General features: G+C 56.4%; 30 protein-coding genes. 17 read left to right on the forward strand and 13 right to left on the reverse strand.

What is annotated here, in order from left to right; translation table 11 throughout:
* Positions 1 to 46: 46 nt before the first annotated feature.
* Positions 47 to 586: an ester cyclase gene (locus C6A40_RS20540; protein ID WP_045335887.1), complete on the forward strand. Its 540-nt coding sequence runs from the start codon at positions 47 to 49 to the stop codon at positions 584 to 586.
* Between the two features lie 39 nt (positions 587 to 625).
* Here C6A40_RS20540 and C6A40_RS20545 read toward each other — a convergent pair whose 3' ends face one another.
* The gene (locus tag C6A40_RS20545) at positions 626 to 1,093 is read right to left on the reverse strand and encodes a nuclear transport factor 2 family protein (protein ID WP_021241363.1); all 468 of its coding nucleotides are present in this window, start codon (positions 1,091 to 1,093) and stop codon (positions 626 to 628) included.
* A gap of 104 nt (positions 1,094 to 1,197) precedes the next feature.
* On the opposite strand from C6A40_RS20545, the gene C6A40_RS20550 reads away from it, so the two are divergent.
* Positions 1,198 to 1,776: a TetR/AcrR family transcriptional regulator gene (locus C6A40_RS20550; RefSeq protein WP_045335885.1), complete on the forward strand. Its 579-nt coding sequence runs from the start codon at positions 1,198 to 1,200 to the stop codon at positions 1,774 to 1,776.
* Between the two features lie 113 nt (positions 1,777 to 1,889).
* Here C6A40_RS20550 and C6A40_RS20555 read toward each other — a convergent pair whose 3' ends face one another.
* Positions 1,890 to 2,447: a histidine phosphatase family protein gene (locus C6A40_RS20555; RefSeq protein ID WP_021241365.1), complete on the reverse strand. Its 558-nt coding sequence runs from the start codon at positions 2,445 to 2,447 to the stop codon at positions 1,890 to 1,892.
* A gap of 172 nt (positions 2,448 to 2,619) precedes the next feature.
* Between C6A40_RS20555 and C6A40_RS20560 the strand changes: the two genes are divergently transcribed.
* The 4 genes from C6A40_RS20560 to C6A40_RS20575 are packed head-to-tail and all read left to right on the forward strand — an operon-like array spanning position 2,620 to position 4,610.
* Positions 2,620 to 3,015 carry a DoxX family protein gene (locus C6A40_RS20560; RefSeq protein WP_023292497.1) on the forward strand — a complete coding sequence of 132 codons (396 nt, stop codon included), beginning with the start codon at positions 2,620 to 2,622 and terminating at the stop codon, positions 3,013 to 3,015.
* Positions 3,012 to 3,644, forward strand: a complete 633-nt coding sequence (locus tag C6A40_RS20565; RefSeq protein ID WP_021241367.1) for a TetR/AcrR family transcriptional regulator — start codon at positions 3,012 to 3,014, stop codon at positions 3,642 to 3,644. The genes C6A40_RS20560 and C6A40_RS20565 overlap by 4 nt, the downstream gene beginning before the upstream one ends.
* A gap of 30 nt (positions 3,645 to 3,674) precedes the next feature.
* Positions 3,675 to 4,079 (forward strand): VOC family protein, encoded by a 405-nt coding sequence (locus tag C6A40_RS20570; RefSeq protein ID WP_008502334.1) that lies wholly within the window; start codon positions 3,675 to 3,677, stop codon positions 4,077 to 4,079.
* Positions 4,080 to 4,097: 18 nt separating this feature from the next.
* Positions 4,098 to 4,610, forward strand: a complete 513-nt coding sequence (locus tag C6A40_RS20575) for a GNAT family N-acetyltransferase (protein ID WP_045335880.1) — start codon at positions 4,098 to 4,100, stop codon at positions 4,608 to 4,610.
* Here the strand turns inward: C6A40_RS20575 and C6A40_RS20580 are convergent.
* Together C6A40_RS20580 and C6A40_RS20585 are read right to left on the reverse strand one after the other, a co-directional pair.
* Positions 4,591 to 5,379 carry a hypothetical protein gene (locus C6A40_RS20580; protein WP_045335878.1) on the reverse strand — a complete coding sequence of 263 codons (789 nt, stop codon included), beginning with the start codon at positions 5,377 to 5,379 and terminating at the stop codon, positions 4,591 to 4,593. The genes C6A40_RS20575 and C6A40_RS20580 overlap by 20 nt on opposite strands.
* A gap of 1 nt (position 5,380) precedes the next feature.
* Complete coding sequence (locus C6A40_RS20585) at positions 5,381 to 5,578, reverse strand: hypothetical protein (RefSeq protein WP_008502331.1); 198 nt, start codon at positions 5,576 to 5,578, stop codon at positions 5,381 to 5,383.
* A 257-nt stretch (positions 5,579 to 5,835) separates the two neighbouring features.
* On the opposite strand from C6A40_RS20585, the gene C6A40_RS20590 reads away from it, so the two are divergent.
* Genes C6A40_RS20590 through C6A40_RS20625 form a run of 8 tightly spaced genes read left to right on the forward strand, consistent with a single transcriptional unit; the run spans position 5,836 to position 11,716 of the window.
* On the forward strand, positions 5,836 to 6,270 hold the full coding sequence (locus tag C6A40_RS20590; RefSeq protein WP_008502330.1) for a nuclear transport factor 2 family protein: 435 nt from the start codon (positions 5,836 to 5,838) through the stop codon (positions 6,268 to 6,270).
* On the forward strand, positions 6,267 to 6,986 hold the full coding sequence (locus C6A40_RS20595; RefSeq protein ID WP_045335876.1) for an SDR family NAD(P)-dependent oxidoreductase: 720 nt from the start codon (positions 6,267 to 6,269) through the stop codon (positions 6,984 to 6,986). Before C6A40_RS20590 ends, C6A40_RS20595 begins: the two co-directional genes overlap by 4 nt.
* Positions 6,983 to 8,242: an NAD(P)/FAD-dependent oxidoreductase gene (locus tag C6A40_RS20600; protein WP_045335873.1), complete on the forward strand. Its 1,260-nt coding sequence runs from the start codon at positions 6,983 to 6,985 to the stop codon at positions 8,240 to 8,242. The genes C6A40_RS20595 and C6A40_RS20600 overlap by 4 nt, the downstream gene beginning before the upstream one ends.
* Before the next feature lies 1 nt (position 8,243).
* A complete protein-coding gene (locus C6A40_RS20605; RefSeq protein ID WP_008502327.1) occupies positions 8,244 to 8,966 on the forward strand; it encodes a DUF1365 domain-containing protein in 723 nt (240 codons plus the stop codon).
* The gene (locus C6A40_RS20610) at positions 8,963 to 10,183 is read left to right on the forward strand and encodes an SAM-dependent methyltransferase (RefSeq protein ID WP_045335871.1); all 1,221 of its coding nucleotides are present in this window, start codon (positions 8,963 to 8,965) and stop codon (positions 10,181 to 10,183) included. The genes C6A40_RS20605 and C6A40_RS20610 overlap by 4 nt, the downstream gene beginning before the upstream one ends.
* On the forward strand, positions 10,180 to 10,665 hold the full coding sequence (locus C6A40_RS20615; protein ID WP_032651759.1) for a DUF2878 domain-containing protein: 486 nt from the start codon (positions 10,180 to 10,182) through the stop codon (positions 10,663 to 10,665). Before C6A40_RS20610 ends, C6A40_RS20615 begins: the two co-directional genes overlap by 4 nt.
* The gene (locus tag C6A40_RS20620; protein WP_045335866.1) at positions 10,662 to 11,186 is read left to right on the forward strand and encodes a hypothetical protein; all 525 of its coding nucleotides are present in this window, start codon (positions 10,662 to 10,664) and stop codon (positions 11,184 to 11,186) included. The genes C6A40_RS20615 and C6A40_RS20620 overlap by 4 nt, the downstream gene beginning before the upstream one ends.
* Complete coding sequence (locus C6A40_RS20625) at positions 11,183 to 11,716, forward strand: DUF3833 domain-containing protein (protein ID WP_044596384.1); 534 nt, start codon at positions 11,183 to 11,185, stop codon at positions 11,714 to 11,716. Before C6A40_RS20620 ends, C6A40_RS20625 begins: the two co-directional genes overlap by 4 nt.
* Here the strand turns inward: C6A40_RS20625 and C6A40_RS20630 are convergent.
* The gene (locus tag C6A40_RS20630; protein ID WP_008502322.1) at positions 11,713 to 12,171 is read right to left on the reverse strand and encodes a DMT family transporter; all 459 of its coding nucleotides are present in this window, start codon (positions 12,169 to 12,171) and stop codon (positions 11,713 to 11,715) included. The two genes, C6A40_RS20625 and C6A40_RS20630, sit on opposite strands and share 4 nt — an antisense overlap.
* 4 nt (positions 12,172 to 12,175) lie before the next feature.
* On the reverse strand, positions 12,176 to 12,610 hold the full coding sequence (locus C6A40_RS20635) for a DMT family transporter (protein ID WP_023292486.1): 435 nt from the start codon (positions 12,608 to 12,610) through the stop codon (positions 12,176 to 12,178).
* Between the two features lie 95 nt (positions 12,611 to 12,705).
* On the opposite strand from C6A40_RS20635, the gene C6A40_RS20640 reads away from it, so the two are divergent.
* A complete protein-coding gene (locus C6A40_RS20640) occupies positions 12,706 to 13,668 on the forward strand; it encodes a LysR family transcriptional regulator (protein WP_044596386.1) in 963 nt (320 codons plus the stop codon).
* On the opposite strand, the gene C6A40_RS20645 is transcribed toward C6A40_RS20640, so the two are convergent.
* From C6A40_RS20645 to C6A40_RS20660, 4 genes are all read right to left on the reverse strand, one after another.
* Entirely contained in the window at positions 13,643 to 14,671 is a 1,029-nt protein-coding gene (locus C6A40_RS20645) for a methionine synthase (RefSeq protein ID WP_045335863.1), read from the reverse strand. The two genes, C6A40_RS20640 and C6A40_RS20645, sit on opposite strands and share 26 nt — an antisense overlap.
* A gap of 23 nt (positions 14,672 to 14,694) precedes the next feature.
* Positions 14,695 to 15,669, reverse strand: coding sequence for a DUF1852 domain-containing protein (locus C6A40_RS20650; RefSeq protein WP_045335861.1), 975 nt, complete (start codon positions 15,667 to 15,669; stop codon positions 14,695 to 14,697).
* Between the two features lie 213 nt (positions 15,670 to 15,882).
* Complete coding sequence (locus tag C6A40_RS20655; protein ID WP_025911257.1) at positions 15,883 to 16,566, reverse strand: YrhA family protein; 684 nt, start codon at positions 16,564 to 16,566, stop codon at positions 15,883 to 15,885.
* Between the two features lie 10 nt (positions 16,567 to 16,576).
* Positions 16,577 to 17,692, reverse strand: a complete 1,116-nt coding sequence (locus C6A40_RS20660) for a DUF6883 domain-containing protein (RefSeq protein ID WP_045335858.1) — start codon at positions 17,690 to 17,692, stop codon at positions 16,577 to 16,579.
* A 389-nt stretch (positions 17,693 to 18,081) separates the two neighbouring features.
* On the opposite strand from C6A40_RS20660, the gene C6A40_RS20665 reads away from it, so the two are divergent.
* Positions 18,082 to 18,621: a DUF2058 domain-containing protein gene (locus C6A40_RS20665; RefSeq protein ID WP_045335856.1), complete on the forward strand. Its 540-nt coding sequence runs from the start codon at positions 18,082 to 18,084 to the stop codon at positions 18,619 to 18,621.
* A gap of 7 nt (positions 18,622 to 18,628) precedes the next feature.
* Here the strand turns inward: C6A40_RS20665 and C6A40_RS20670 are convergent, their stop codons facing one another.
* Both C6A40_RS20670 and azoR read right to left on the reverse strand, forming a co-directional pair.
* Complete coding sequence (locus C6A40_RS20670) at positions 18,629 to 19,315, reverse strand: RluA family pseudouridine synthase (RefSeq protein WP_045335854.1); 687 nt, start codon at positions 19,313 to 19,315, stop codon at positions 18,629 to 18,631.
* Between the two features lie 90 nt (positions 19,316 to 19,405).
* Positions 19,406 to 20,011 (reverse strand): FMN-dependent NADH-azoreductase, encoded by a 606-nt coding sequence (gene azoR, locus C6A40_RS20675; RefSeq protein WP_008502313.1) that lies wholly within the window; start codon positions 20,009 to 20,011, stop codon positions 19,406 to 19,408.
* A 205-nt stretch (positions 20,012 to 20,216) separates the two neighbouring features.
* Here azoR and hrpA point away from each other — a divergent pair, with 205 nt between their 5' ends.
* The gene (gene hrpA / locus C6A40_RS20680; protein ID WP_045335852.1) at positions 20,217 to 24,119 is read left to right on the forward strand and encodes an ATP-dependent RNA helicase HrpA; all 3,903 of its coding nucleotides are present in this window, start codon (positions 20,217 to 20,219) and stop codon (positions 24,117 to 24,119) included.
* 82 nt (positions 24,120 to 24,201) lie between these two features.
* Here the strand turns inward: hrpA and C6A40_RS20685 are convergent, their stop codons facing one another.
* Positions 24,202 to 24,861, reverse strand: coding sequence for an O-methyltransferase (locus tag C6A40_RS20685; protein ID WP_008502311.1), 660 nt, complete (start codon positions 24,859 to 24,861; stop codon positions 24,202 to 24,204).
* Positions 24,862 to 24,995 lie beyond the last annotated feature (134 nt).

Below are 24,995 nucleotides of genomic sequence, written 5' to 3' on the forward strand. Positions count from 1 at the left end.
GCAGGGCATCGTCTGCGGGTAACGTAACACTCTGTAGAGAGACATCATGAAATATACGACGTGCTTTCGTCCCGCTATCGCGGCGCTTATTTTTGCTGGTCTGTCGGGCAATGCTATTTCCGCGCAGGGGGAAAGAGTACAGCCGAAACAGCTGATTGTGGACAAGAGCCTGCCCCAGGTGCAATTAAAGACGAATGAAGCCGTTGCCAGAGAATATGCCACGTTCTGGAACACCGGTAATGAAACTCTGGCGCGTGATGCCCTGGCGGCAAACTTTGTTGATAAAACACCGCCGGAAGGCCGTAAGCAGGGGCCGGAAGGCGCTATTTTAGCCTCGCGGGCGTTTCGCACGGCCGTGCCCGATTTGCGCTGCGACGTTGAGCAGATGATTATTTCAGGCGACCGCGTGGTCTCACATTTACATTTTTACGGCACATTCACCGGGACATTTGGCAGGCTGAAAGGAAAGGGGCAGAAAATAGATTTTATCGCCACGGATATCTATGAAATCCGTGACGGTAAAATTGCAGCGAACTGGCATATTGAGGACAACATGACGCTGATGAAACAGCTGGGCGCACTCTAAACGCATCACTCCGGGGCGCCCCGGAGTGATGTAGAAATCTTATAAGCCCAGATCGCTCAGCGACGGGTGATCGTCCGGGCGTCTGCCCAGCGGCCAGTGGAACAGTCGCTCGGATTCTTTTATCGGCATATCGTTTACGCAGGCAAAACGACGCTTCATCAAGCCGTCTGGGTCGAATTCCCAGTTCTCGTTGCCGTACGAACGGAACCAGTTGCCTGAATCATCATGCCATTCATAGGCATAGCGGACCGCGATGCGGTTATCCGTAAAGGCCCACAGCTCTTTAATCAGACGATAATCCAGCTCTTTTTTCCATTTCCTTTCGAGAAACGCCCGGGCCTCTTCACGGTTGGTGGCGAACTCTGCACGGTTGCGCCATTGGGTATCCAGCGTATAGGCCAGCGCGACTTTCGCCGGGTCGCGGCTGTTCCAGCCATCTTCTGCCAGCCTGACTTTTTCGATGGCGCTTTCACGGGTGAAGGGCGGTAAAGGAGGACGTGTGTTCATGGCGGTTACCTCAGTGTGATTTTGTGTAGACAGGTCTGTCTACTTGGGGTAATCTATGCCTGAAAAATAACGCTGTCAACACCCTTTTTGAGGCTGTCGAAAAAATGAAAACCGAACACGCATGCAACGAAACAAAAATTAGCGTCCGGGATAAAATATTACTCACGGCGCACGATCTGTTTTATTCCACGGGCTTCAGGGCGACGGGGGTGGATACGCTGATTAAAGAGGCGAAAGTGACGAAGTTGACGTTTTATCGCCATTTTCCGAGTAAGAGCTTGCTTATTCTCGCCTATTTACACTATCGACATGAAATATGGATTAACTGGTTTGAGGCCACGCTTCGTCGACATCTCGTTGAAGGCCAGACGCCTGCGGACGCTCTATCGGCTACCCTTTATGAATGGTTTATTTCGCCTGATTTCCACGGCTGTGCGTTTATTAATGCCAGCGCCGAAGCCAAATCCGAAGATATTGAAAGCGAAATAAAAGCGATATGCCGCGATCATAAAATCGAAACAAAGAAGATTATTGCGTTGCTGACAAAAATTGCGGATGAGCGCGCCGTCAATGAAATCATGCTGCTCATTGACGGCGCCATTATTCATGCGCAGATGGGCATGGAGACGGATGAGGTCATCGCGTCGTTGAAGAGGGCGCTGGCAGACTTAATCGGGGGCTAGCGAGGATCCCCTTAGTCCTCCAGACGAAGGCTGACAGGTGCATTCAGCATTTGCGAATAACAGTCGGCTGGCGTGCGCCGAGGATGAACAATCCTCGGCCTCAGCATGTGCCGCTATACCATGCTGTAAACCCCCGCTCCCCAGTACCCCTTACCCGGACGAGTCTGTTCTTTCCAGCCTGATGCGATCAGTTCTTTTGCAATGAACCGGTTGATGACCCCGTGCCCCATGAGCAAGACGGGGCCGTCAGAGTCCTTCGCTACATTCACCAGGATTTCTGCCGCCTTAACGGCACGTTCTTTTGCGGCGCTTACGCGCTCTGACTCGCCAGACAGGCCGCAGAGCCAAAGAACGCGAAACAGCGCTGCCCAGTAAAAAGGCGATAGCCGGAACCCCGGAATACGGAACACCGGCAGCTCTGCTTCCCGAAAAACCTCATCAATTAAGCCCGGTTCACACCCCAGCGTTTTCAACGATGAAAGGGCTCGCGGGAGAGGGCTGCTGAGAAACGTCAGTGCGCGGTACGCGAGGATTTGAGCCATCTCCGAAGGTCTGTCGCGGCCCGTTGAAGAGCGGTTATAGCTGTCGATCCATCCCACCATTTCCCTGTACGACACCTTTCCGGCGCCCCTGTATTCGGGTTCGCCGTGGCGCATCAAAATAATTTCCATATGTCTTCATTGCTCACCATCCATTCACCAGAGGCAGACTAGCGCGTTCTCACACTGATGTTCACCCACCCGTTTTGGAGTGTCAGGGCGGTGATCGCACTTATCAGACTTGTCGGTCTGTTAATTAATAAGTAGACTAGCCAGTCTTTTAAATGATCAAAGAGATAATTCAGTGTCAAAAATCACGTCATCTATCACAACACTCTGTCTTTCAAGAATTTTATTGACCTTTTTCTTCTGGATGGCAGGCTTTTATGGGTTGTTCAACTTTGGAGAGATTGTGCTGGAAATGGTGGATGTGGGTCTCCCCTGGCCCGTCTTATTCGCGACAGGCACCATTCTCTGTCAGCTTGTAGGCTCTGCTCTGGTGATTTCGAATTTTGCCGGCTACGGATGGATTGGATCGGCAATGCTGATTGTGTTTACATTACTCACCATTCCGGTGGGGCATCCATTCTGGAAATTTAGCGAGCCCCAGCGCACCCAGGAGTTTCATATCGCGCTTGAACACATAACCGTTATCGGGGGGCTCATGATGAGCATGCTTTTGTCAGGTCGTAAACGATGAGAGAAAAGGTTCGGCAGAAAGGCCGCCCAAAAGATCCGTCAAAGGAGCAGGCGATACTGCAGGCCGCAAGAAGCCTGTTTCTCGAGAAAGGCCTCGATGTCACGACGGAAGAAATTGCCCGCGTTGCCGGGGTGGCAAAAGCCACGCTTTATGCCAATTTCGCGGATAAAGACCTGCTTGTTGAGGCCGTACTCCGTAAGGAATCGGATCTGACCATCAGTGACAGTGATTTTTCCGAGCGGCATCATCTGTCGTTGACCGAGGTCTTAACCGCGTTTGGCAACCGTTTTGTCCGCTTCATCAACCAGCGCGAGCTGACGGGCTGGGACCGCTTAATTGCCTCCGCCGCTATTCGTCATCCGGAGTTACCCGCGCGTTTTTATGCGGCAGGTCCCGGCAGGGCGCAGCAGATGCTGGAGACAATTATCGGTGAAGCCGTTGAAAAGGGCTTACTGATCGCGTGCTCCCCGCGCGAAGCGGCTGACGACCTGGCCGGGTTGTGGCTCGGGATGACAAGCCTTGAGATAAAGCTTGGCGCCAGAAAAAGCTTATCTGATGAAGAAATTGCTCGTCGGGTTACGCATGCGATCGCTGTTTTTATGTGCGCGTATTCAGTGGAAAAGCGCTGAGCATAACCATTTAGAGTAAAGGTAACGGAAATGAGAACACAGAAACGATGCCTCGGCTGCGTGGCTATTGTGGTTGATGACTACGATCGCGCCATTGAGTACTACACAGACAAGCTGGGGTTTACCCTCGTAGAGGATACGCCGCAACCGGGTAAACGCTGGGTGGTCGTCTCGCCCAACCCGGAAAGCGACTGCAATATTTTGCTGGCTCGTGCGTCTAACGAGAGGCAGGAAGGTTTTATCGGTAATCAATGCGGTGGCCGAGTATTCCTGTTCCTTCAGACGGATGATTTCTGGCGCGATTACCATGCCATGAAAGCAAAAGGCGTTCATTTTTGTGAAGAACCTCGTGAGGAAGAGTACGGTACGGTGGTGGTGTTTGAAGATATGTACGGCAACCGCTGGGATCTCTATCAACATGCCCAACGCGGGTGATTACGCGGGATACCTTCCATGACGCTTCGAATTCGACAGGCCACCGGGGCCGATTCAACGCTATTAAGCGCGTTGGGATATCGTATCTATCCCGCGCATTTTCAGCATTTGTGGGTATCAGATGCGGAGATGAAGGATTTTTTGGACGCCGAGTATACCCCTTCCGTCATTGAGCAGAGCCTGTCCGAGAGCCATGTTTCCTGGTTTGTGGCAGAAACCGATCGGCCAGTGGGATTCATGAAAGTGACCTGGGACGCCATGCTTCCGGAAACGGACAAGAGGGGCGTTCTCCTCAACAAGCTCTACCTCGATCCTGCCGAGACCGGCAAGCACTATGGTCAGGACATGTTCAATAAAATTATCGACATGGCCCGAAGCAGGGGAAAGGACTCTCTCTGGCTGGAAGTGCTTGAGCAGAACGCAGGAGCGTACCGGTTCTACCAGAAGCAGGGCATGCTCTGCATTAGGAACGTCCTTTTTGAAACAGCCTCACAGCAGAGCATACTCAAAATTATGGGGATGTCTCTTTAGGGCCTGGGCTCTCGTCCCGCTGTGCCAGCGACAGCGCGCTGGCGCTGGCGGGATCGAACAGCGAGATGCTCTCAATCTGATTGAGTAAAATCACCTTGCGGAATGACATGGCGCTGCGGGGTTCCGAGTCGAGCGTAATGTCATGCTCCGCATACCACCGGCTGTAATTATTCTCGATGCGCAGGTTCATCGTCTTCGCATCCTGGTACCCGCTCAACATTGGGATCAGCACGATATTGGCCGTTTTTTCATATTCCAGCGTCGCGGTGTGGATCATACCCACGTATATCCGCCTCGAGCGGAGCGTGACCTGCGCCAGTTCGCCTTGCTCCATACACTGATAGAGCAGTTGTTCAATCCCGCTCGCCTGCGCAAGCCGTTTGTAGAGCTTTTTCCGGCTCTCGCCGTCCAGCCTGGCGCTGCCTGCCCAGTTAGAGCGGTAGAGGCAAAACAGAATGGCAAACGCCAGCATCACCACCACCGGTGCCTGAATGCCTAAAAAACTCCAGTTCATAAAGTCGATTTGCCAGTCGGTGTATTTCGGTGAGGCAAAGTGGAAGGCGTTGTTGGCGGCGGAAAGGGTGAGCAGCAGCAGCCAGAGCAGCCCCGTAGCAATCACCCCCTGCAGAACGAAAATACAGCCGTAAAGCGCAACGAGAAAATAGACGTCCCAGCCGAAGGAACGCTTGATTTTAAAGCGGGTTGACAGGTCGCGGCTGGTGTACCAGTACCCGCAGACCATCAGCACCATAAATATCGCCGTTCCCATATCAGGCCCTCTTCAGCGCGTTAACGTGACGCAGAAAGTCCTGCCGCACCTCGTTGCTCTTGTAGTTCACCGAGGCGTTCCCGTCCTGGTCGATAATGATGCGGTCGCCATCTTCCACGGCTTCAATAATTTCCTGCTGACTCATCACCTGCAGTAAGGATTCCGGGCTTGAGAAGAGGGAGAGAAAGAAACGTTTCATGTCAGGCATCCTTATGAATAAAAAGGATAAGCCTGGAGGATGACCGCAGAATTTGCCTTAAGGATAACCTGAAAGTGAAAGCCGGGTGGCGGCTACGCCTTACCCGGCCTACAAAACCGTCAAATGATCGAGTTATCAAGTTTTTGATATTTATGGGTAATAAAAAATAAATTTGCACAAACTTGGACAAATAACGTTAATTGTGTAAGTTTTAAGTATGCGATTACGCCACGTTGTTTACAGCCAGGATGTGACCCATGAGCACTTTGCCCTCTGTCGTGAGTCGGTTTGTTGAGTACTACGCCGCACTGGATAGCCAGCCGCCGTCCGCGCTGGTCGGGCTTTACCATTCAAATGCCACGCTTGTCGATCCGTTCGGCGAGCACGACGGTATCTTTGCGCTTCAGCGCTATTTCACCCATCTGCTGGCCAACGTCGAGAACTGCCGTTTTTCTATCGACCCGCCGCTCTGCAGCGGGAACCGGTTTGTTGTCACCTGGGTGATGCACTGGTCGCATCCGCGCATTGCCGGAGGCGAACCGCTCGATCTGCCGGGGTGCTCGGTGGTGGAGACGGAAAACGATCTCATCACCCACCAGCGCGACTACTACGATGCGGGAGAGATGATCTACGAACATCTTCCTCTGCTGGGCTGGGCGGTACGCGGCGTGAAGCGGAGGGTCAAATCATGAAGACGGTACTGATTACCGGTGCAAGTTCGGGCATTGGCGCCGGGCTGGCGAAATCCTTCTCCGTTGACGGCTATCATGTGATTGCCTGCGGGCGCGATCCGGCGCGTCTGGAAGCGCTGCATCAGACCTGCCCCAATCTCACCGTTCGCCTGTTCGATATGACAGACCGGGAGGCCTGCCGACAGGCGCTGACCGGCAGCTACGCCGATCTGATTATTCTCTGCGCCGGTACCTGCGAATACCTCGACGGTGGCGTGGTGGATGCAGCGCTGGTGGAGCGGGTCATGAACACCAATTTCCTCGGGCCGGTGAACTGCCTTGAGGCGCTGCAGCCGCAGCTGGTTCGAGGCAACCGCGTGGTGCTGGTGAGCTCGATGGCCCACTGGCTGCCTTTCCCCCGCGCAGAGGCCTACGGTGCGTCCAAAGCGGCGCTGAGCTGGTTTGCCGAAAGCCTGCGCCTGGACTGGGAGCCAAAAGGGATTACCGTCACGGTTGTCTCTCCGGGCTTCGTCGATACGCCCCTGACGCGGAAAAACGATTTTGCCATGCCGGGTCGGGTGACCGTCGATGAGGCGGTGAAGGCGATCCGTATCGGGCTGGCGGCCGGGAAAATGCACATCGCGTTTCCTGCCGGATTTGGCTTCATTTTGCGGCTGCTCTCAGGGCTGCCTGCTTTTCTTCAGCGCACGCTGCTGCGCAGGATGGTGCGTTCATGAACATTGCAATTATCGGCAGCGGCATTGCCGGGCTGACGTGCGCCTGGCGACTGGCCGGGCACCATCAGGTGACCCTGTTTGAAGCGGGATCCACACCGGGCGGCCATACCGCAACGGTTGACGTGACGACGCCACAGGGCACATACGCGATCGATACCGGGTTTATCGTCTACAACGACCGCACCTATCCGCGCTTTATGGGCCTGCTCAGCGAGCTGGGTATCAGCGGGCAAAAAACCCAGATGAGCTTTTCAGTACACAACCCCGAGACGGGTCTGGAATACAACGGGCACACCCTGACGTCGCTGTTTGCCCAGCGCCGAAATCTCGTCAATCCGACATTCTGGCGGCTTCTCGGTGAAATCGTCCGCTTCAATCGTCTGGCAAAACAGGCGCTGGACGGGGAAGTGGAGCCGAACGCCACGCTGCAGACGTTTCTGGACCAGCACGGCTTTACGCCGTTTTTTGCGCGCCACTATATTCTGCCGATGGGGGCCGCCATCTGGTCATCCTCGCTGCAGGAGATGAAGCGTTTCCCGCTGCCGCTCTTTTTACGTTTCTTCCAAAACCACGGTCTGCTGGATATCACCCATCGCCCGCAGTGGTACGTGGTGCCGGGCGGCTCGCGAGAGTATATCCGCGCGATGCTGGACAAACTGGGCGATCGGCTGACGGTGCATCTCAATTCACCGGTTCAGCGGGTGAGCCGCCACGAGGACGGGGTCACGCTCCAGCTTAAAAACGGCAGCCATACCTTCGACCAGGTGATATTTGCCTGCCACTCCGGCAGTGCTCTGGCGATGCTTGACGACCCGACCTCCGCAGAGCGCGAGGTGCTGGGCGATATCGGCTGGCAGCGCAACGAGGTGGTGTTGCACAGCGACCCGCGCTGGCTGCCGGTGCGGCCGCGCGCCTGGGCGAGCTGGAATTACCGGCTGAGCGCGCAGGCGCAGGCCAGCGCCTGTGTGACCTACAACATGAACATTCTGCAGGGGCTGCCTGCGGGCAGCCCGCTGTTCTGCGTCACCCTGAACCCGGACGCGGCGGTGGATGAGCGCTTCGTTCTGCAACGCTTCGTTTATGAGCATCCGCTGTTTAACCCGCAAAGCTGGCGGGCGCAGGCGCGGCGCGGCGAGATCAACGGTCACCGGCGGAGCTGGTTCTGCGGAGCCTATTGGTACAACGGTTTTCATGAAGACGGCGTGCGCAGCGCGCTGGACGTGGTCAACGCGATAGCGGCCGGAGAGGGGAACTGAGATGAACAGCTGCCTCTATCACGGCGTATTGCGCCACCGCCGCCTTCAGCCGAAAACCCATGAATTTCGCTACAGCGTCTTTATGGCCTGGCTGGATCTTGATGAGCTGCCGCTGCTGGCGTCTGTCGGCGTGCGCCGCAATCGCTTTGCCGCCGCCGCGTTCCATGACGCGGACTATCCGCTCGGCACCCCGCTCAAAGAGAACGTGCTCAGCAGGCTGGAGAGCCTGACCGGGGAACGGCCGGACGGGCGGGTCATGCTTCTGACGCAGTTGCGGTATTTCGGGTTTCATTTTAACCCGGTCAACTTTTACTACTGCTATGACGGGAAGGGGACTCTGCGCTGGGTACTGGCGGAGGTTCGCAACACGCCGTGGAACGAGCGTCATTATTACGCGGTCGACGGGCAACATGCCCAGCCCACGGAAAAAGCGTTTCACGTTTCCCCCTTCAACCCGATGGACATGATCTACCACTGGCGCTTCAACGATCCGGATAACACGCTGCATATGCACATTGAAAATCATCAGGAAGCGAAGGTGTTCGACGCCACGCTCGCCCTGCGCCGGGAGCCGCTGACCCGTCCGGCACTGCGCGCGCTGCTGCTGCGCATCCCGCTTATGACCCTAAAAACCGTTTTCGCCATTTACTGGCAGGCGCTGAGGCTGTGGCTCAAGCGCGTGCCGCTGTATAACCATCCCGTCAGCAGGAGTGAACGCTCATGACCGATCCCGTCTTTGCGTTAGAACCCGATATCCCGCGCAACGTCCGCCTCGCGCGATGGCTGCTGTTTCGTCTGTTAAGCGGCATCCGCGGTGGTTCGCTCACCCTGCGTGAAGGGGCGCAGACCTTCCATTTTGGCGAGACATCCTCCGCGCTGCACGCCGACGTGCAGATTCTCACGCCCGCCGTCTACTGGCGCGTCTTAACGGGCGGGAGCCTTGCCGCCGCTGAAGCCTGGATGGACGGCGAATGGGAAACCGCGCAGCTCACGCCGCTTCTGCAAATCCTGGCCCTCAACGGCGAGGTGCTTGGCCGTCTTGAGAAAGGGTTCCGGCTGCTTGGCCGACCGCTGGAGCGTTTGCGCCACTGGACGCGGCGTAACTCCCGCGCGCAGGCGCGTGAAAATATTGCCGCCCACTACGACCTGGGCAACACCTTCTATGCCCATTTTCTGGACAGGGAACTGCTTTACTCCAGCGCGCTCTTTACCTCAGACGAGCAGGATCTCACGACGGCTCAGCAGGCCAAAATGGCGCGCCTGTGCGACCAGCTGGCGCTTAGCGAGGCCGACCACCTGCTGGAAATCGGCACCGGCTGGGGGGCGATGGCGGAATACGCGGCCCGTCATTATGGCTGTCGGGTGACTACCACCACGCTGTCGCAGGAGCAATACGTCTGGGCAACCGAGCGGATCGCCCGCGCCGGGTTGCAGGATCGTGTTGAGGTGCTGCTCTGCGACTATCGCGACCTCACCGGGCAGTACGACAAGCTGGTCTCAATAGAGATGATTGAAGCCGTCGGGCAACGCTATCTGCCTACATTCTTCCGGACCTGTCAGGCGCGGCTGCGCCCGGGGGGACGAATGGCGATTCAGGCCATCACCATTCAGGACCAGCGCTATCGCGACTACAGCAAAAGCGTCGATTTTATTCAGCGCTACATTTTCCCCGGCGGCTTCCTGCCGAGCATCACCGCGATGAACGAGCTGATGACGCGCCACACCGATTTCGTGGTGCGCAATCTCTTCGACATGGGGCCGGACTACGCCCGCACGCTGGCGCACTGGCGGCAGCGCTTTGTCCACGCCTGGCAGGAGATTGAAAAGCTCGGCTTTGATGACCGGTTCCGCCGCATGTGGCTTTATTACTTTGGCTACTGTGAAGCCGGGTTTAACGCCCGCACCATCAGCGTGGTGCAGCTGACCGCAGAGCGCGTATGAGACGATATCTTCAGGTCTTCCTGCTGGCCGTCGCGTTCGATCTCTACTGGGCGCTGGTGGTGCTCTTTCGCGAACAGGGCCTGATTATCTGGCTCGCGCTGGCGATCCTCGCGTGCCTGCTCTTGCCGTCTGTATACCGTTTTTACGCCATTGGGCTGGCCGCGGCGGGCAGTTTGCTGGATACGCTCTGGGCGCTGACGGGGCTGATCGCCTTCACGGGTGATGCCCTGATGCCGCTATGGATGGTGGCATTATGGCTGATGTTCGCCACCGTCTGGACGCAGCTTACGCGCACCACCACGTTGCCCGGCTGGCTGCTCACCCTGCTGGCCGCCGTAGGAGGGCCGGTGGCGTACCTGATTGGCGAGCGGCTGGGTGCCATCACGTTTCTGGAGCCGACCTTTATCGTCGTCAGCTGGATGGCGCCGGGCTGGCTGGTGTTGATGCTGTTTTTCCACCTGCTGATGGGGAGACAAAAATGAGAGCTGCGGTTTTGTTGCTTTGTCTGACGCTGGTTGTTCCTGTTGCTCAGGCCGCCGACTGGCTGGCGTGGCGGAAGGTGGGTGACGCCACGCTCACCTGGGGGCCGTTCACCGTCTATACCTCCCAGCTGCGTACGCCGGACGGGCGTTACGGTCGGGAGAACCAGGATCAGGCGCTGATTATTACCTATGCGCGCGATATCGATCGCGATGAGCTGGTCGAGGCGACCCGCGACCAGTGGCAGGCGCAGGGGATCCTGCAACGGGAACCCCGAAGCGAAGCCTGGTTACAGATGCTCCGCTCTCTGTGGCCGGATGTCCGGCAGGGCGCACAGCTGGCGTTTGTGCTCGACGACGGGCAGGGGCAGTTCTGGTATCGCGCGTCAGCGGCGCAAAAAGCCTTTATTCCACTCGGACCGCGTCAGTCAGAAGCGTTCAGCACCCGCTTCCTGGCCATCTGGCTCGACCCTCGTACGCAATACCCTGAGCTGCGTCAGCAGTTAATCGGAGGCCAAAAATGAAACGTATCCTGATGATGGCGCTGGCATTGACGATGCTGCTGGCAGGCTGTAGCACGGAGGTGACCGAGTATCGCCAGCAGCAGCCGCGGCTGGATATCTTCCACTACTTCCAGGGCAAAACCGAAGCGTGGGGGATGGTGCAGGATCGCAGCGGCAAGCAGATCCGCCGCTTTCACGTTGAGATTGCCGGGGACGTTATCGGCGATACGCTGACGCTGAACGAGCACTTCGTTTACGACGACGGCGAGAAGCAGCAGCGGGTCTGGCATATCCGCCGCGTGGGGAGCGATCGCTACGAAGGCACGGCGGGGGACATTGAAGGGGTAGCAACGGGGCAGGCCGCCGGCAACGCGTTCAACTGGCATTACAGCATGAACGTGAAGGCCAACGGCAAAACCTGGCTGCTGAATTTTGACGACTGGATGTACCTGCAGGATGAGAACCATCTGTTTAATAAAACCGAGATGAAGAAACTGGGCGTCACCGTCGCCACGGTAACGCTGTTCTTTACCCGTAAGACCTCAGCTTAGTCGCGGACGCTGCCGGTTTTGCTGCTGGAGTAGATGAAGTACAAGGCAATCCCCAGGCATACCACCGCGCTCAGACGGCTCGGTGAAAACGAAATGGCGGGATTGCCCAGCCAGCCAAAGTTATCAATCAGCATACTCATGGCGAGCTGGCCGAATATCACCGCCACCGTGGCGACGGCGGTGCCGATCCGCTGTACGGCGAGCACCATTATCACGATATAGGGCACGCCAAACATCGCCCCGAGGAGCTGCCATTTCGGCACGTCCAGCAGCGTGACCGCCTGCTTAGGCTCAAAGAAGAAAATGAGCAGGGCGGTCACCAGCGCGCCGACGGAAAACGTTAGAAACGCGCTCTTGAAAACGCCCACGCTGCTGCCGAGCTGCCCATTAATTGCGGCCTGTATGCTCAGCGTCGCGCCGCCGCAGATGGCCAGAATTATCATCATCAGTGTCATGTGTTTACCCCTTTGCGACCAGTACCAGTGCGGCAATAATAAAAACCAGCGCCACGATGCGTCTTGCGTTTATCTTCCTGTGCGGCGTACCCAGCAGGCCAAAGTGGTCAATGATCAGGCTTTTAAAAACCTGACCTGCCAGAATGCCAATCATCGTCAGCGCGATGCCGATAGTCGGCGTGGCGAGCGTCAGTATGACGACGTAGATCGGACCCAGCACCCCGCCGAGGAGCTGCCAGCCGGGCTGTGCGAAAAACGACGGGCTGTTGCGCGGGCTGAAAAACAGCATCAGCAGAAACGTCAGCGCGGCGCCGACGCCAAAAATGCTGAACGTCGCCCATAAATCCCCGACTTTTCCCCCCAGGGGGCCCAGCAGTCCCGCCTCGACGGAGAGGCCCATCCCGCCAGCAATCACCAGTAAAATCAAAACCAACTGCATTCTTCTTCCTCCGTTTTCAGGCGAAGAAGATTACGTGGGTTGTGCAATGAGAAAAATGCCATAATGCTGGAAACACCTTTGCAGGATATGCATTAATGGTTGACGCCAGCAACATCAACATCCGCGCGCTGCTGATCTTTATCGACGTGTATGAAGCGCAGAACTTCTCCGTCGTGGCGCGGCGGCAGGGGATATCGGCCTCGCAGATATCGCGCGTGATCCACCAGCTCGAGGATGCGCTCGGGCAGCAGCTTTTCTATCGCAATACGCGGGCCGTCATTCCCACGGAAAGCGGTCATCTGTTTATTCGCTACGCCCGGTCGATGGCGGAAAACCTGGAAGAGGCGCGCCGGGAGCTGGACGCGCGTGCGGTGGAGCCGTCCGGTGCGATCCGCATTAACGGACCGGTGTTTTTCGGCCAGAAGCACATAGCCCCAGGACTTCCCGGCCTGTCGGCACGCTATCCTCGCCTGAGCGTAGAGCTGACGCTGACCGATGATTTCATTGACCCCCACCGGGATGCGGCAGACCTTATCTTCCGCATTGGCGTGCTGACGGACTCGTCGTTTCGCGCGCGGGTGTTTGGGCAGCAGGTGTACCATCTGGCCGCGTCGCCAGACTACGTGCGTAAACACGGTGCGCCAGAAGTGCCGGACGATCTGAACCGCCATCATTGCCTGGTGTATCGCGGATCGTCAGGGCCTAACCGCTGGCTGTTGCGCAGGGCGGGCGAGGCGTGGACACACTATCCCGTGACGCCATTGATGACCTCGAATAATGCGGAAGCGTTGCTGGCTGCGGCGCGGGGAGGGATGGGGATTGTGCTGTTTCCGGACTGGCTGGTGAGCGAGCCGCTCCAGCGCGGTGAGCTGATTCCGCTCCTGCCCGCGCTGGAGTGCGCCATCACTACGGAACAACAGGCTATCGCGGCGATCTACCCTGATGCCCGACATCCGCCCCTGAACGTCAGGGCGGTGATTGATTATTACGTCGAGCGATTTGGTACGCCGCTGTACTGGCAGCGTAAGGGGATTACGCGCCAAGCTCCTGGCGGATAATTTCTGCGCCAGCGCTGAGTGCTCTAAGCTTGCCGTTGGCAACCTGACGGGAGAGGGGCGCCATGCCGCAGTTGGTTGACGGATAGAGCTTGTCGGCGTCGACAAACTGCAGCGCTTTTCGCAGCGTATCGGCCACTTCCTCCGGCGTTTCAACCGTGTTGGTTGCCACGTCGATCGCCCCAACCATCACTTTTTTACCGCGGATCAGCTCCAGCAGATCCATCGGCACGCGGGAGTTGTGGCACTCCAGGGAGATGATGTCGATGTTAGAGGTCTGCAGCTTAGGGAAGGCCTCTTCGTACTGGCGCCACTCCGAGCCGAGCGTCTTTTTCCAGTCGGTATTGGCCTTGATGCCGTAGCCGTAGCAGATGTGGACCGCGGTTTCGCACTTCAGCCCTTCAATGGCGCGCTCCAGCGCGGCGATGCCCCAGTCGTTGACCTCATCAAAAAAGACGTTAAACGCCGGTTCATCGAACTGGATAATGTCCACGCCTGCGGCCTCTAACTCTCGCGCTTCCTGGTTAAGGATTTTGGCAAATTCCCAGGCCAGCTTTTCGCGGCTTTTATAGTGCGCGTCGTACAGGGTGTCGATCATGGTCATCGGCCCCGGCAGGGCCCATTTGATCGGCTTGTCCGTGAGCTGGCGCAGGTACTTTGCATCGTCGACGAAGACCGGTTTCTGGCGCGCGACGGCGGAGACCACGGTCGGCACGCTCGCGTCATAGCGGTTACGAATGCGCACCGTCTGGCGGTTCTCAAAATCGACGCCGCTCAGGTGTTCAATAAAGGTGGTGACGAAGTGCTGGCGGGTCTGTTCCCCGTCGCTGACGATATCGATTCCCGCGCGGATCTGCTCATCCAGAGACAGGCGCAGCGCATCCTGCTTGCCTGCCAGCAGTTCCTGATCCTGCAATTTCCAGGGTGACCAGAGCGTTTCAGGTTGCGCAAGCCAGGTCGGCTTAGGCAGGCTGCCAGCCGTTGAAGTCGGGAGCAATGTTTTCATAATAAAAGACCTTTTTTAATGTATTAAAGCGTGTAGTTATCAGACCACTGCTCAAGAATGTGTTTGTAAGGCTTAATAAAGTACTCTTCGGTAAACCGACCCTGTTCAATCGCCAGGCGGCTTCGCTCTTCCCGGTCATACACAATTTTGGTTAAGGAGTGATCCTGCTGGTTCAGATCCGGTCGGTAGCACAGTCCCGCCGCCGAGTTGGCGTTATAAATTTCCGGGCGATAGATCTTCTGGAACGTCTCCATCGTGCTGATGGTGGCGATCAGTTCGAGGTCGGTGTAATCACTCAGCAAATCCCCGGTAAAGAAGAACGCGAACGGCGCCACGCTGTGTTCCGGCATGAAGTAGCGCACGCTCAGGCCCATCTTCGCGAAGTACTGCTCCGTAAGCGATTCGCCATCCGGCTGGTACTCAACGCCCAGTACGGGGTGCTGGTTACCGGTGCGGCGATAGGTATCTTTGCTGGAGACGCTCAGGCAAATCACCGGTCCTTTTGTGAAGTTCTCTTTGTATTCAGGTGAACTCACAAAATGGCGGAAGATATTGCCGTGCAGTTCGCCAAATTTTTCCGGAATGCTGAAGTGCTGCTGGTTCTTGTTGTGCTCCAGCAGCAGCACGCTGAAATCATAATCCCGCACGTAAGACGAGAAGTTATTCCCGACGATGCCAGGGATACGCTGGTTGTTTTTCTTGTCGACAATGGTGGTTTGCAGTATCTCAATGGCCGGGAACGGCTTTTCCGCGCCAATATTCAAATCGACAGAGATGATTTCAAGCTCAACCGCATAGCGATCGGCGTTTGGGTTATCCCAACACGCTAAGGCGTTAAAGCGGTTGTTGATCATCACCAGGGTATTGCGCAGATTCTCCTGACGTTTTTCCCCGCGCGCCAGGTTGGCGAAGTTGGTGGTCGTACGCGTATTTTCTGACGGGTTGTAATTCTCATCGAAGCAACTGCGCTTAAGGGTATATGTGAAAGCTTTGCTCATTGTGGTTATGCATCCTAAGTTCATGTTGCTAAGAAGTTACCAATGCATAATTTATGCCTGAGCCCGTGGCGCAGGGGAAGTGACTTAATTTCAATGCAACATGAGGGAAGTTCATGAACGGACTGCGATGGTTATCTGCTTCGTGATTGTTCAGGCGGCGCTGGGAAGAAATAGGCTGGTTGCAATTACAACCAGCAATGGATGTTGCGGATTTCAGTTCATTGTATCAATCAGCGCGGACAACATTTCGCTGAAGTTAACATGTGATTCAATGGCAAATTCGGTCGATGCCTTATCACGGATCTCGAAACAGTCATCTTTGAAGTTGTAGGCAAACACGGACATAGCATCTTCACCAATGAGTACCTTGTCAGTAAGGTTTGGATCAACATAGATGTCGTTGTCACGTATTTCAACGTTTCGAATGTAGATATTCGACCATACGGGTTCACCGTTTTCCGCCTGCGCCAGGCTGTACAGCGTCAAACCGTTATACTCAAGTCCATCCATGATTTCGAACATACCAGAGTAGTCCAGCCGGTTAATCATCAGGCGTTGGATATCCTCGTAAACTCTTCTCTTCTGAGCATCCCATTCAGCAGGGGCGGCGTTGCGCATCAAATCTGCTATTACGTCTGGATCTACTGGGTTCGCTACGGGGAAATTATTGTCAACCAGCAATGTTTTAAGGATATTTGGGGTGAAATAACTCTTCAACTGAGCGGGAAGCAAAGCAGGCATTGCTATTGTTCTTCCTTCTTCGTCGCAAAACTCGACAAGATAGGCCAGCGTCGGGGTATTGAAAACCATAACAATCGTACCAATAGTCCCTTTTACCAGCCCTTCATTCGGTAAATCCTCTCCTAAAACCACAACGTCTAATTCGGCTCTTTTCATTTGTATTTTCTCATTTAACGAATAGGGTTGTCAGGCGAGGAACTAACGCGTCTGTTTCATACATCCAGCCAGTACGCACGATTGCTGTTTCACCGTTGACGCCTAAAATGGGCATTTCGACAGCCATTGTTTGACCGTAACTATTTGCCTGCAAAACTTTTGCTGGGGCCAATAATACGCCGTCCTGAATTCTTGCGGCTAAAACATCTGCATTAGTTGGGTTGTATCCCAGCGCTGACTCAAACACTCGGGCTTTGTGTCCTCCAGTAGGATGTGTTGAATCTAAAGCATAAGCCGCGAGTTTTTTCGGGTCGACAACCGCGTGTTCAGCATTCACTAGTGTGCCGCTCTGAGAGGTGAAACCTTTTACATATGGGCTCTCAAATGCTGGTATTTTACTGAGCCCCGATATTTCATCTATTTCGCTTAAAGGATTTAACCTGCCCATTGTTAATCCTGCCGCAACGGAGGCGCTCGCAATGATTAACCCTTTGTTGTTCATGACTTGCTCATAACCTGCTGGAGCATCTCCGCCAAGCTGCAGCGCGGTTTCATGAAACCCTGTAATATTGCCGTTATAAATACCACCAGCGGCGAGCAGACGACCCACAGCTTTACTGTTCAGCGTTTTCTCCGACGGTGCAGAGGTTGGCGCGTAATAATCATAATGCATCCGTTGAGTAGGAGCGGGCTTCCTGCCTTGCCGATCGGCAATAACGTGCCGGTAGGCACTCAGGATTTCGTCCTTATACCATGCATGCCACGATGAGGAAGTAGGGGTAAAAATTAGCTCGCCGTTATTGTCGATATAAAACGGGTTCCGGTCGCTGCTCCAGCGCCTGGAGGTATCCACACCAACAAGCCAACCAATTTTCAGCTCGTGTTTTACTTCGTCATAAATGGGATCTGCGTCGCTGCGATACCTGCGTTCATACGGTCTTTGATGTGGGGATACGCTATATTTTTTCTTGGGGAGACCAAAAGTAAGACTGTGACCGTTCGCTTCATAAGAGAGATCGTAATAAATACATGCCTCTCTCAGCGAGCCCGCAGGCGTCAGAATATATTGAAAATCTTCAGGGTCTAATCGCCGTGTTAATTCATGTGACCTGTAGAGTCGAAACATATGAAATCCTTATCCTTTATTTTTGTGTGGATTCTCCGCCTCGACAGTTTAAAAATCAACCGATGAACACAGTGAATTTTTAACAATTCAGTGCTGTTCATGAATAGAAGCAGACAAAAAATGTAAATCACAGTCTCCTGAAATGCGCTATGAATATACCAACGCCTGTAGTGGGTACAGATATAAACCTCACATCATATTTATGAACGGCTCATTTTTTAAGAAAATGACCTGGTAATTTTTAACCACTATTCACGCATTACCATTCGTAGAAGCTGCATGAAGAATGAACCAGACTCCGGCAGCAAAACGCCATGCCTGCTTCTCTGGCACACGCTCCGCAATTCCCGCTATAATCCCCAAAATTTCCAACCGGTTTAGAAACAATCATGACAAAACTCACCTTACAAGAGCAGATGCTGAAAGCGGGCCTCGTCAGCAGCAAGAAAGCGGCGAAAGTGCAGCGCACGGCAAAGAAATCACGCGTTCAGGCGCGTGAGGCTCGGGAAGCGGTAGAAGAGAACAAGAAGGCCCAGATCGAGCGTGACAAGCTGCTGAGCGAGCAGCAGAAGCAGGCCGTGCTGGCGAAAGAGTTTAAGGCGCAGGTGAAGCAGCTGATCGAGATGAACCGCATCACCGTCGCAAGGGGCAACATTACCTTTAACTTCACCGACGGTAATCTGATCAAAAAAATCGAGGTGGACAAGCAAACCCAGGCTCAGCTGATCAACGGCCGTCTGGCGATTGCCCGCTTGGTCATCAACGCCAGCGGCGACTGTGAATACGCGATTATCCCGGCGGTAGTGGCCGATAAAATTGCCCAGCGCGATGCCGACAGCATCGTGTTAAACAGCGCGCTCAGCCAGGAAGAGCAGGACGAAGACGATCCGTACGCGGACTTCAAAATCCCTGACGATTTGATGTGGTAAACCACATTCAGAACGGGGCGGCGTGGCGGGCGTTAACCGGCTCGCCGCTCACGGGATGAATAAAATTCAGCTCGCAGGCATGCAGCATCAGCCGGGGCGCGTCTTCAGCGCCCGGCACGTCAAGACCGCCATACAGATCGCAACCCAGAATCGGGTGCCCCAGCTGCTGGCAGTGAATGCGCAGCTGATGGGTTCGCCCGGTCTCCGGGATCAGTTTCACCCGCGTTAACGGTAATCCCGCCCCCTGATAAAACCGTTCCACGACCTGGTAGCGGGAGCGGGCGGGTTTACCGGTAATGGCGCAGATCGACATCAGCGGGAACAGCGCCGGGTCTTTGGCAATCGGGGCGTCAATAACCCCTTCATCATTTTCCACGTGGCCGCAAAGCAGGGCGCTGTAGACTTTCTCCACGCTGCGCTGGCTAAACTGCTGGCACAGCGCTGCGTTGATGGCCTTATTGCGCGCAACCACCATCAGCCCGGACGTGCCAAAATCCAGACGGTGCACCAGCGTGCAGCCCGGGAACGCCTGAACCAGACGATAGTGGACGGAATCAAGGTTTTGCGGATTTTTGCCCGAGAGGCTGAGCAGGCCGGAAGGCTTGTCGATCAGCAGCAGATGTTCATCCTGCCAGAGGATATGAATGTCATCGTGACACGGTGGGGCAATAAAAGAATCAATGATCGCAGACATCAGGCCGCCCGGCTGGAGAGTGGGAGCGGATGATAGCGAAATGCGGGGGAAAAGAAAAACCCTCCCACCGGGCGGTGAGAGGGTGAAGTCTTACGCTGCAACCAGGCTGTCGATGGCGGCTTTCGCGTCGGTCTGCGCTTTGGTCGCCACTTCAGGACCGTAAGCGATACCTTCCGCGAACACGAAGTTCACGTCAGTGATGCCGATGAAGCCCAGGAACAGGCTCAGGTACGGCGCAACCAGGTCGGTTGGGGTGTCTTTATGGATACCGCCACGGCTGGTCAGTACGATCGCACGCTTGCCTTTCACCAGACCTTCCGGGCCGTTCTCGGTGTAACGGAAGGTTACGCCAGCGCGCGCCACCAGGTCGAAGTAGTTCTTCAGCTGGGTTGGGATGTTGAAGTTGTACATTGGGGCGTTGATGACGATAACGTCATGCGCCTGCAGCTCAGCAATCAGCTCGTCGGACAGGGCCAGCGCTTCCTGCTGACGCGGGCTCAGCGGTGCATCGCTTGGGCGCAGCGCGCCAACCAGCTCGCCATCGAGCACAGGAATGGGGTTTGCAGCCAGGTCACGCACGGTGATTTCGTCAGCAGAATGCTGTTCACGCCACTGTTCAACGAAGTAATCAGACAGCTGACCAGACTGAGAGTACCCTGCCAGAATGCTGGATTTCAAAACTAATACTTTGCTCATGGGTGATTCCTGTTGTTGCATTTGATTGAAGGGGGTTGCCCCGTTGCTTGTTGACACTCTATTCACAATCCTGCCACAGAGATAGCGCAATATATCGAAGCCTATGTTCGAATTTTTTGAATAAGGCACGAAAGGCGTCAGTGTGGTACTCTATAGCAATCATTAAAAAGAGAGTTTAACAGGGCGTGTACTGCCCTTTAACGCTATGACAGAACAACAAAAATTCACCTTCCCGATGCTCCTGCAACAGCTCGATTCTCTGACGCTGCGCGATAAACAGCGCTTCGCCCGCCGTCTGCACGGCGTCAAGAAGGTTAAAAATCCTGATGCTCAACAGGCCATTTACCAGGAGATGGCGAAAGAGATTGAACAGGCGGCAGGGAAGGTTGTGCTGCGCGAAGCTGCGCGCCCGGCAATTACCTACCCGGAAAACCTGCCCGTCAGCCAGAAGAAACAGGACATTCTTGAGGCCGTACGCGACCACCAGGTGGTGATTGTCGCGGGTGAAACCGGTTCGGGGAAAACCACCCAGCTGCCGAAAATCTGTATGGAGCTGGGCCGCGGGATAAAAGGCCTGATTGGCCATACCCAGCCGCGTCGTCTGGCGGCGCGTACCGTCGCGAACCGTATTGCCGAAGAGCTGCAGACGGAGCCGGGCGGCTGCATCGGCTACAAGGTGCGCTTCAGCGACCACGTGAGCGATAACACCATGGTCAAGCTGATGACCGACGGTATTCTGCTGGCGGAAATTCAGCAGGATCGCCTGCTGATGCAGTACGACACCATCATCATTGACGAAGCGCACGAGCGCAGCCTGAACATCGACTTCCTGCTCGGCTACCTGAAAGAGCTGCTGCCGCGTCGCCCGGATCTGAAAGTGATCATCACCTCCGCGACCATCGACCCGGAACGCTTCTCGAAGCACTTCAACAATGCGCCGATTATTGAAGTGTCGGGACGCACGTATCCGGTTGAAGTGCGCTATCGCCCGATTGTGGAAGAGGCGGATGATACCGAGCGCGACCAGCTGCAGGCTATTTTTGATGCCGTTGACGAGCTGGGTAACGAAAGCGCGGGCGACATCCTGATCTTCATGAGCGGCGAGCGCGAAATCCGCGACACCGCCGATGCGCTCAGCAAGCGCGACCTGCGCCACACGGAGATCCTGCCGCTGTATGCCCGCCTGTCCAACAGCGAACAGAACCGCGTCTTCCAGCCGCACAGCGGACGCCGTATCGTTCTGGCGACCAACGTGGCGGAAACCTCGCTCACCGTGCCGGGTATTAAATACGTGATCGATCCGGGCACGGCGCGCATCAGCCGCTACAGCTACCGCACGAAGGTTCAGCGGCTGCCGATTGAGCCGGTCTCTCAGGCTTCTGCTAACCAGCGTAAGGGCCGCTGCGGCCGCGTGTCGGAAGGGATCTGCATTCGTCTCTATTCCGAAGACGATTTCCTGTCGCGCCCGGAGTTCACCGACCCGGAAATTCTGCGCACCAACCTGGCGTCCGTTATCCTGCAGATGACCGCCCTGGGGCTGGGCGACATCGCGGCGTTCCCGTTCGTCGAAGCGCCGGATAAGCGCAACATTCAGGACGGTGTGCGTCTGCTGGAAGAGCTCGGGGCGATTACCACCGACGAGCAGGCGACGGTCTATAAGCTGACGCCGCTGGGCCGCCAGCTCAGCCAGCTCCCGGTCGACCCGCGCCTGGCGCGTATGGTGCTGGAAGCGCAAAAGCACGGCTGCGTGCGCGAGGCGATGATCATTACCTCGGCGCTCTCCATTCAGGATCCGCGCGAGCGTCCGATGGACAAACAGCAGGCCTCGGACGAAAAGCACCGTCGCTTCCACGACAAAGAGTCCGATTTCCTCGCCTTCGTGAACCTGTGGAACTACCTCGGCGAGCAGCAGAAGGCGCTCTCTTCGAATCAGTTCCGCCGCCAGTGCCGGGTGGATTTCCTCAACTACCTGCGCGTGCGCGAGTGGCAGGATATCTATACCCAGCTTCGCCAGGTGGTGAAAGAGCTGGGCATTCCGGTGAACAGCGAACCGGCGGAGTACCGCGAAATCCATATCGCGCTGCTGACCGGCCTGCTGTCCCACATTGGGATGAAGGACGCCGAGAAGCAGGAGTATACCGGCGCGCGCAACGCCCGTTTCGCCATCTTCCCGGGTTCTGGCCTGTTCAAGAAGCCGCCGAAATGGACCATGGTTGCCGAGCTGGTGGAAACCAGCCGCCTGTGGGGACGCATTGCCGCCCGTATCGATCCGGAATGGGTGGAGCCGGTGGCGCAACATCTGCTTAAGCGCTCGTACAGTGAACCGCACTGGGAGCGCGCTCAGGGCGCGGTGATGGCGACCGAAAAAGTGACCGTATACGGCCTGCCGGTGGTCGCCGCGCGCAAGGTCAACTACAGCCAGATCGATCCGGCGCTCAGCCGCGAGCTGTTTATCCGTCACGCGCTGGTGGAGGGAGACTGGCAGACGCGCCACGCCTTCTTCCGCGAAAACCTGAAGCTGCGCGCGGAAGTGGAGGAACTTGAGCACAAGTCCCGCCGCCGCGACATTCTGGTGGACGACGAGGCGCTGTTCGAGTTTTACGACCAGCGCATCAGCCACGATGTGATTTCCGCCCGCCACTTCGACAGCTGGTGGAAGAAGGCCAGCAAAGAGACGCCGGACCTGCTCAACTTCGAAAAGAGCATGCTGATTAAAGAGGGGGCGGAGTCGGTCAGCAAGCTCGACTACCCGAACTTCTGGCATCAGGGCAACCTCAAGCTGCGGCTGACCTATCAGTTTGAGCCGGGGGCCGACGCGGATGGCGTGACCGTCCACATTCCGCTGCCGCTGTTAAACCAGGTCGACGAGAGCGGGTTCGAGTGGCAAATCCCCGGCCTGCGCCGCGAGCTGGTGATTGCGCTGATCAAATCCCTGCCGAAACCGGTGCGCCGCAACTTTGTGCCTGCGCCGAACTATGCGGAAGCGTTTTTGGGCCGCGTCACGCCGCTGGAGCTGCCGCTGCTGGACGCGCTGGAGCGCGAGTTCCGCCGCATGACCGGCACCACCATCGACCGCGACGACTGGAACTGGGATCAGGTGCCCGATCACCTGAAAATCACCTTCCGCGTGGTGGACGATAAAAACAAAAAGCTGCTGGAAGGGCGTTCGCTGAGCGAGCTGAAAGAGGCGCTGAAAGGCAAAGTCCAGGAGACGCTCTCTGCGGTGGCCGACGACGGCATCGAGCAGAGCGGGCTGCACATCTGGAGCTTTGGCCAGCTTCCGGAAAGCTACGAGCAGAAGCGCGGCAACTATAAGGTGAAAGCCTGGCCTGCGCTGGTGGACGAGCGCGACAGCGTGGCGATCAAACTGTTTGATAACCCGCAGGAACAGCAGCAGATGATGTGGCGCGGGCTGCGTCGCCTGCTGCTGCTCAACATCCCGTCGCCGATCAAGTATCTGCACGAGAAGCTGCCGAACAAGGCCAAGCTGGGGCTCTACTTTAACCCGTACGGCAAGGTGCTGGATCTGATTGACGACTGCATCTCCTGCGGCGTGGACAAACTGATCCACGAGGCGGGCGGCCCGGTCTGGACGGAAGAGGGCTTTGCTCAGCTTCACGAGAAGGTGCGTGCGGAGCTGAACGACACCGTGGTGGAGATTGCCAAACAGGTCGAGCAGATCCTCACCACCGTGTTCAATATCAACAAGCGTCTGAAAGGGCGCGTGGATATGACCATGGCGCTGGGTCTGTCGGACGTGAAGGCGCAGATGGCGGGGCTGGTTTACCGCGGCTTTGTCACCGGCAACGGCTTTAGCCGTCTTGGCGATACGCTGCGCTATCTGCAGGCGATTGAAAAACGGCTGGAGAAGATGGCTATCGACCCGCACCGCGACCGCGCGCAGATGCTGAAAGTGGAGAGCGTGCAGCAGGCGTGGCAGCAGTGGCTGAACAAGCTGCCGCCAGCGCGCCGCGACGATGAAGACGTGCAGGCGATCCGCTGGATGATCGAGGAGCTGCGCGTCAGCTTCTTTGCCCAGCAGCTCGGTACGCCGTATCCGATTTCGGATAAGCGTATTCTGCAGGCGATGGAGCAGATTTCAGGTTAAACCCTTGCCCGGTGGCGCTGCGCTTACCGGGCCTACGAGTGCGAAATGTAGGCCGGGTAAGGCAAAGCCGCCACCCGGCTGGTTATCGTTCTACAATCGCCAGCGTAAACCCATCCCATCCCTTAATCCCCACCGTTTGCAGCGCGGTGGCGGTTAAGCGCGGGTTATCGCCCATCATCTCAATAAAACGCCGCACGCCCAGCACGCGCGCGTCGTCGCTTTGGCCGTTAATGACTTCGCCATCACGGACCACGTTATCGCCGATAATTACCGTACCGGGGCGGGAGTAGTGCAGCGCCCATTCCAGATAGCCGGGATTGTTCGGCTTATCGGCATCAATAAAGATCAGGTCGAACGGCGGAACCTCGCCGAAATTCTCCAGCGAGCTCAGCGCCGGGCCTTCAATTAATTCAATGCGTTCGTTTAACCCCGCAAGCTGAATATTCTCGCGCGCAACGCGGGCATGCGTGGGATCGGCCTCAAGCGTAATCAGCTTACCGTCCGGGGGCAGCGCGCGCGCCATCCAGATTGAGCTGTAGGCGCCCAGCGTCCCGATCTCAAGAATGCGTCTTGCCTGCGTCATGCGCACGAACAGCGCCAGCAGCTGCCCCTGATTGGCCGCGACATCATGTTCAGGCAGCCCGGCGCGTTTGTTGTTTTCCAGCACCTGATTCAGTACGTCATCGTCAGGAATAAGCGACGAAATCATGAAATTATCAACTGCAGACCACTGTTGTTGCATAGATTGTCTCCTGAGGGGGAATCGCCGGGTGGCGGCTGCGCCTTACTCGGCTTACAGGGCTGAGGAATAAACGCCGGGTGGCGCTTCGCTTACCCGGCCTACGGGGCGAAATGTAGGCCGGGTAAGCGAAGCGC

The organism is Enterobacter sp. GER_MD16_1505_Eko_090, from assembly GCF_003331015.1.
Classification (GTDB): domain Bacteria; phylum Pseudomonadota; class Gammaproteobacteria; order Enterobacterales; family Enterobacteriaceae; genus Enterobacter; species Enterobacter roggenkampii.

Bases quoted from the DNA above. Each gene is read 5' to 3' on its own strand.
- C6A40_RS20660 (WP_045335858.1), bottom strand. From the start codon at position 17,692: ATGTTTCGACTCTACAGGTCACATGAATTAACACGGCGATTAGACCCT.
- C6A40_RS20630 (WP_008502322.1), bottom strand. From the start codon at position 12,171: ATGACACTGATGATGATAATTCTGGCCATCTGCGGCGGCGCGACGCTG.
- C6A40_RS20540 (WP_045335887.1), top strand. From the start codon at position 47: ATGAAATATACGACGTGCTTTCGTCCCGCTATCGCGGCGCTTATTTTT.
- C6A40_RS20545 (WP_021241363.1), bottom strand. From the start codon at position 1,093: ATGAACACACGTCCTCCTTTACCGCCCTTCACCCGTGAAAGCGCCATC.
- C6A40_RS20580 (WP_045335878.1), bottom strand. From the start codon at position 5,379: ATGGGAACGGCGATATTTATGGTGCTGATGGTCTGCGGGTACTGGTAC.
- C6A40_RS20665 (WP_045335856.1), top strand. From the start codon at position 18,082: ATGACAAAACTCACCTTACAAGAGCAGATGCTGAAAGCGGGCCTCGTC.
- C6A40_RS20610 (WP_045335871.1), top strand. From the start codon at position 8,963: ATGACCGATCCCGTCTTTGCGTTAGAACCCGATATCCCGCGCAACGTC.
- C6A40_RS20670 (WP_045335854.1), bottom strand. From the start codon at position 19,315: ATGTCTGCGATCATTGATTCTTTTATTGCCCCACCGTGTCACGATGAC.
- azoR (WP_008502313.1), bottom strand. From the start codon at position 20,011: ATGAGCAAAGTATTAGTTTTGAAATCCAGCATTCTGGCAGGGTACTCT.
- C6A40_RS20575 (WP_045335880.1), top strand. From the start codon at position 4,098: ATGACGCTTCGAATTCGACAGGCCACCGGGGCCGATTCAACGCTATTA.
- C6A40_RS20550 (WP_045335885.1), top strand. From the start codon at position 1,198: ATGAAAACCGAACACGCATGCAACGAAACAAAAATTAGCGTCCGGGAT.
- hrpA (WP_045335852.1), top strand. From the start codon at position 20,217: ATGACAGAACAACAAAAATTCACCTTCCCGATGCTCCTGCAACAGCTC.
- C6A40_RS20585 (WP_008502331.1), bottom strand. From the start codon at position 5,578: ATGAAACGTTTCTTTCTCTCCCTCTTCTCAAGCCCGGAATCCTTACTG.
- C6A40_RS20650 (WP_045335861.1), bottom strand. From the start codon at position 15,669: ATGAGCAAAGCTTTCACATATACCCTTAAGCGCAGTTGCTTCGATGAG.
- C6A40_RS20685 (WP_008502311.1), bottom strand. From the start codon at position 24,861: ATGCAACAACAGTGGTCTGCAGTTGATAATTTCATGATTTCGTCGCTT.
- C6A40_RS20600 (WP_045335873.1), top strand. From the start codon at position 6,983: ATGAACATTGCAATTATCGGCAGCGGCATTGCCGGGCTGACGTGCGCC.
- C6A40_RS20570 (WP_008502334.1), top strand. From the start codon at position 3,675: ATGAGAACACAGAAACGATGCCTCGGCTGCGTGGCTATTGTGGTTGAT.
- C6A40_RS20595 (WP_045335876.1), top strand. From the start codon at position 6,267: ATGAAGACGGTACTGATTACCGGTGCAAGTTCGGGCATTGGCGCCGGG.
- C6A40_RS20555 (WP_021241365.1), bottom strand. From the start codon at position 2,447: ATGGAAATTATTTTGATGCGCCACGGCGAACCCGAATACAGGGGCGCC.
- C6A40_RS20635 (WP_023292486.1), bottom strand. From the start codon at position 12,610: ATGCAGTTGGTTTTGATTTTACTGGTGATTGCTGGCGGGATGGGCCTC.
- C6A40_RS20615 (WP_032651759.1), top strand. From the start codon at position 10,180: ATGAGACGATATCTTCAGGTCTTCCTGCTGGCCGTCGCGTTCGATCTC.
- C6A40_RS20605 (WP_008502327.1), top strand. From the start codon at position 8,244: ATGAACAGCTGCCTCTATCACGGCGTATTGCGCCACCGCCGCCTTCAG.
- C6A40_RS20565 (WP_021241367.1), top strand. From the start codon at position 3,012: ATGAGAGAAAAGGTTCGGCAGAAAGGCCGCCCAAAAGATCCGTCAAAG.
- C6A40_RS20655 (WP_025911257.1), bottom strand. From the start codon at position 16,566: ATGAAAAGAGCCGAATTAGACGTTGTGGTTTTAGGAGAGGATTTACCG.
- C6A40_RS20620 (WP_045335866.1), top strand. From the start codon at position 10,662: ATGAGAGCTGCGGTTTTGTTGCTTTGTCTGACGCTGGTTGTTCCTGTT.
- C6A40_RS20625 (WP_044596384.1), top strand. From the start codon at position 11,183: ATGAAACGTATCCTGATGATGGCGCTGGCATTGACGATGCTGCTGGCA.
- C6A40_RS20640 (WP_044596386.1), top strand. From the start codon at position 12,706: ATGGTTGACGCCAGCAACATCAACATCCGCGCGCTGCTGATCTTTATC.
- C6A40_RS20645 (WP_045335863.1), bottom strand. From the start codon at position 14,671: ATGAAAACATTGCTCCCGACTTCAACGGCTGGCAGCCTGCCTAAGCCG.
- C6A40_RS20590 (WP_008502330.1), top strand. From the start codon at position 5,836: ATGAGCACTTTGCCCTCTGTCGTGAGTCGGTTTGTTGAGTACTACGCC.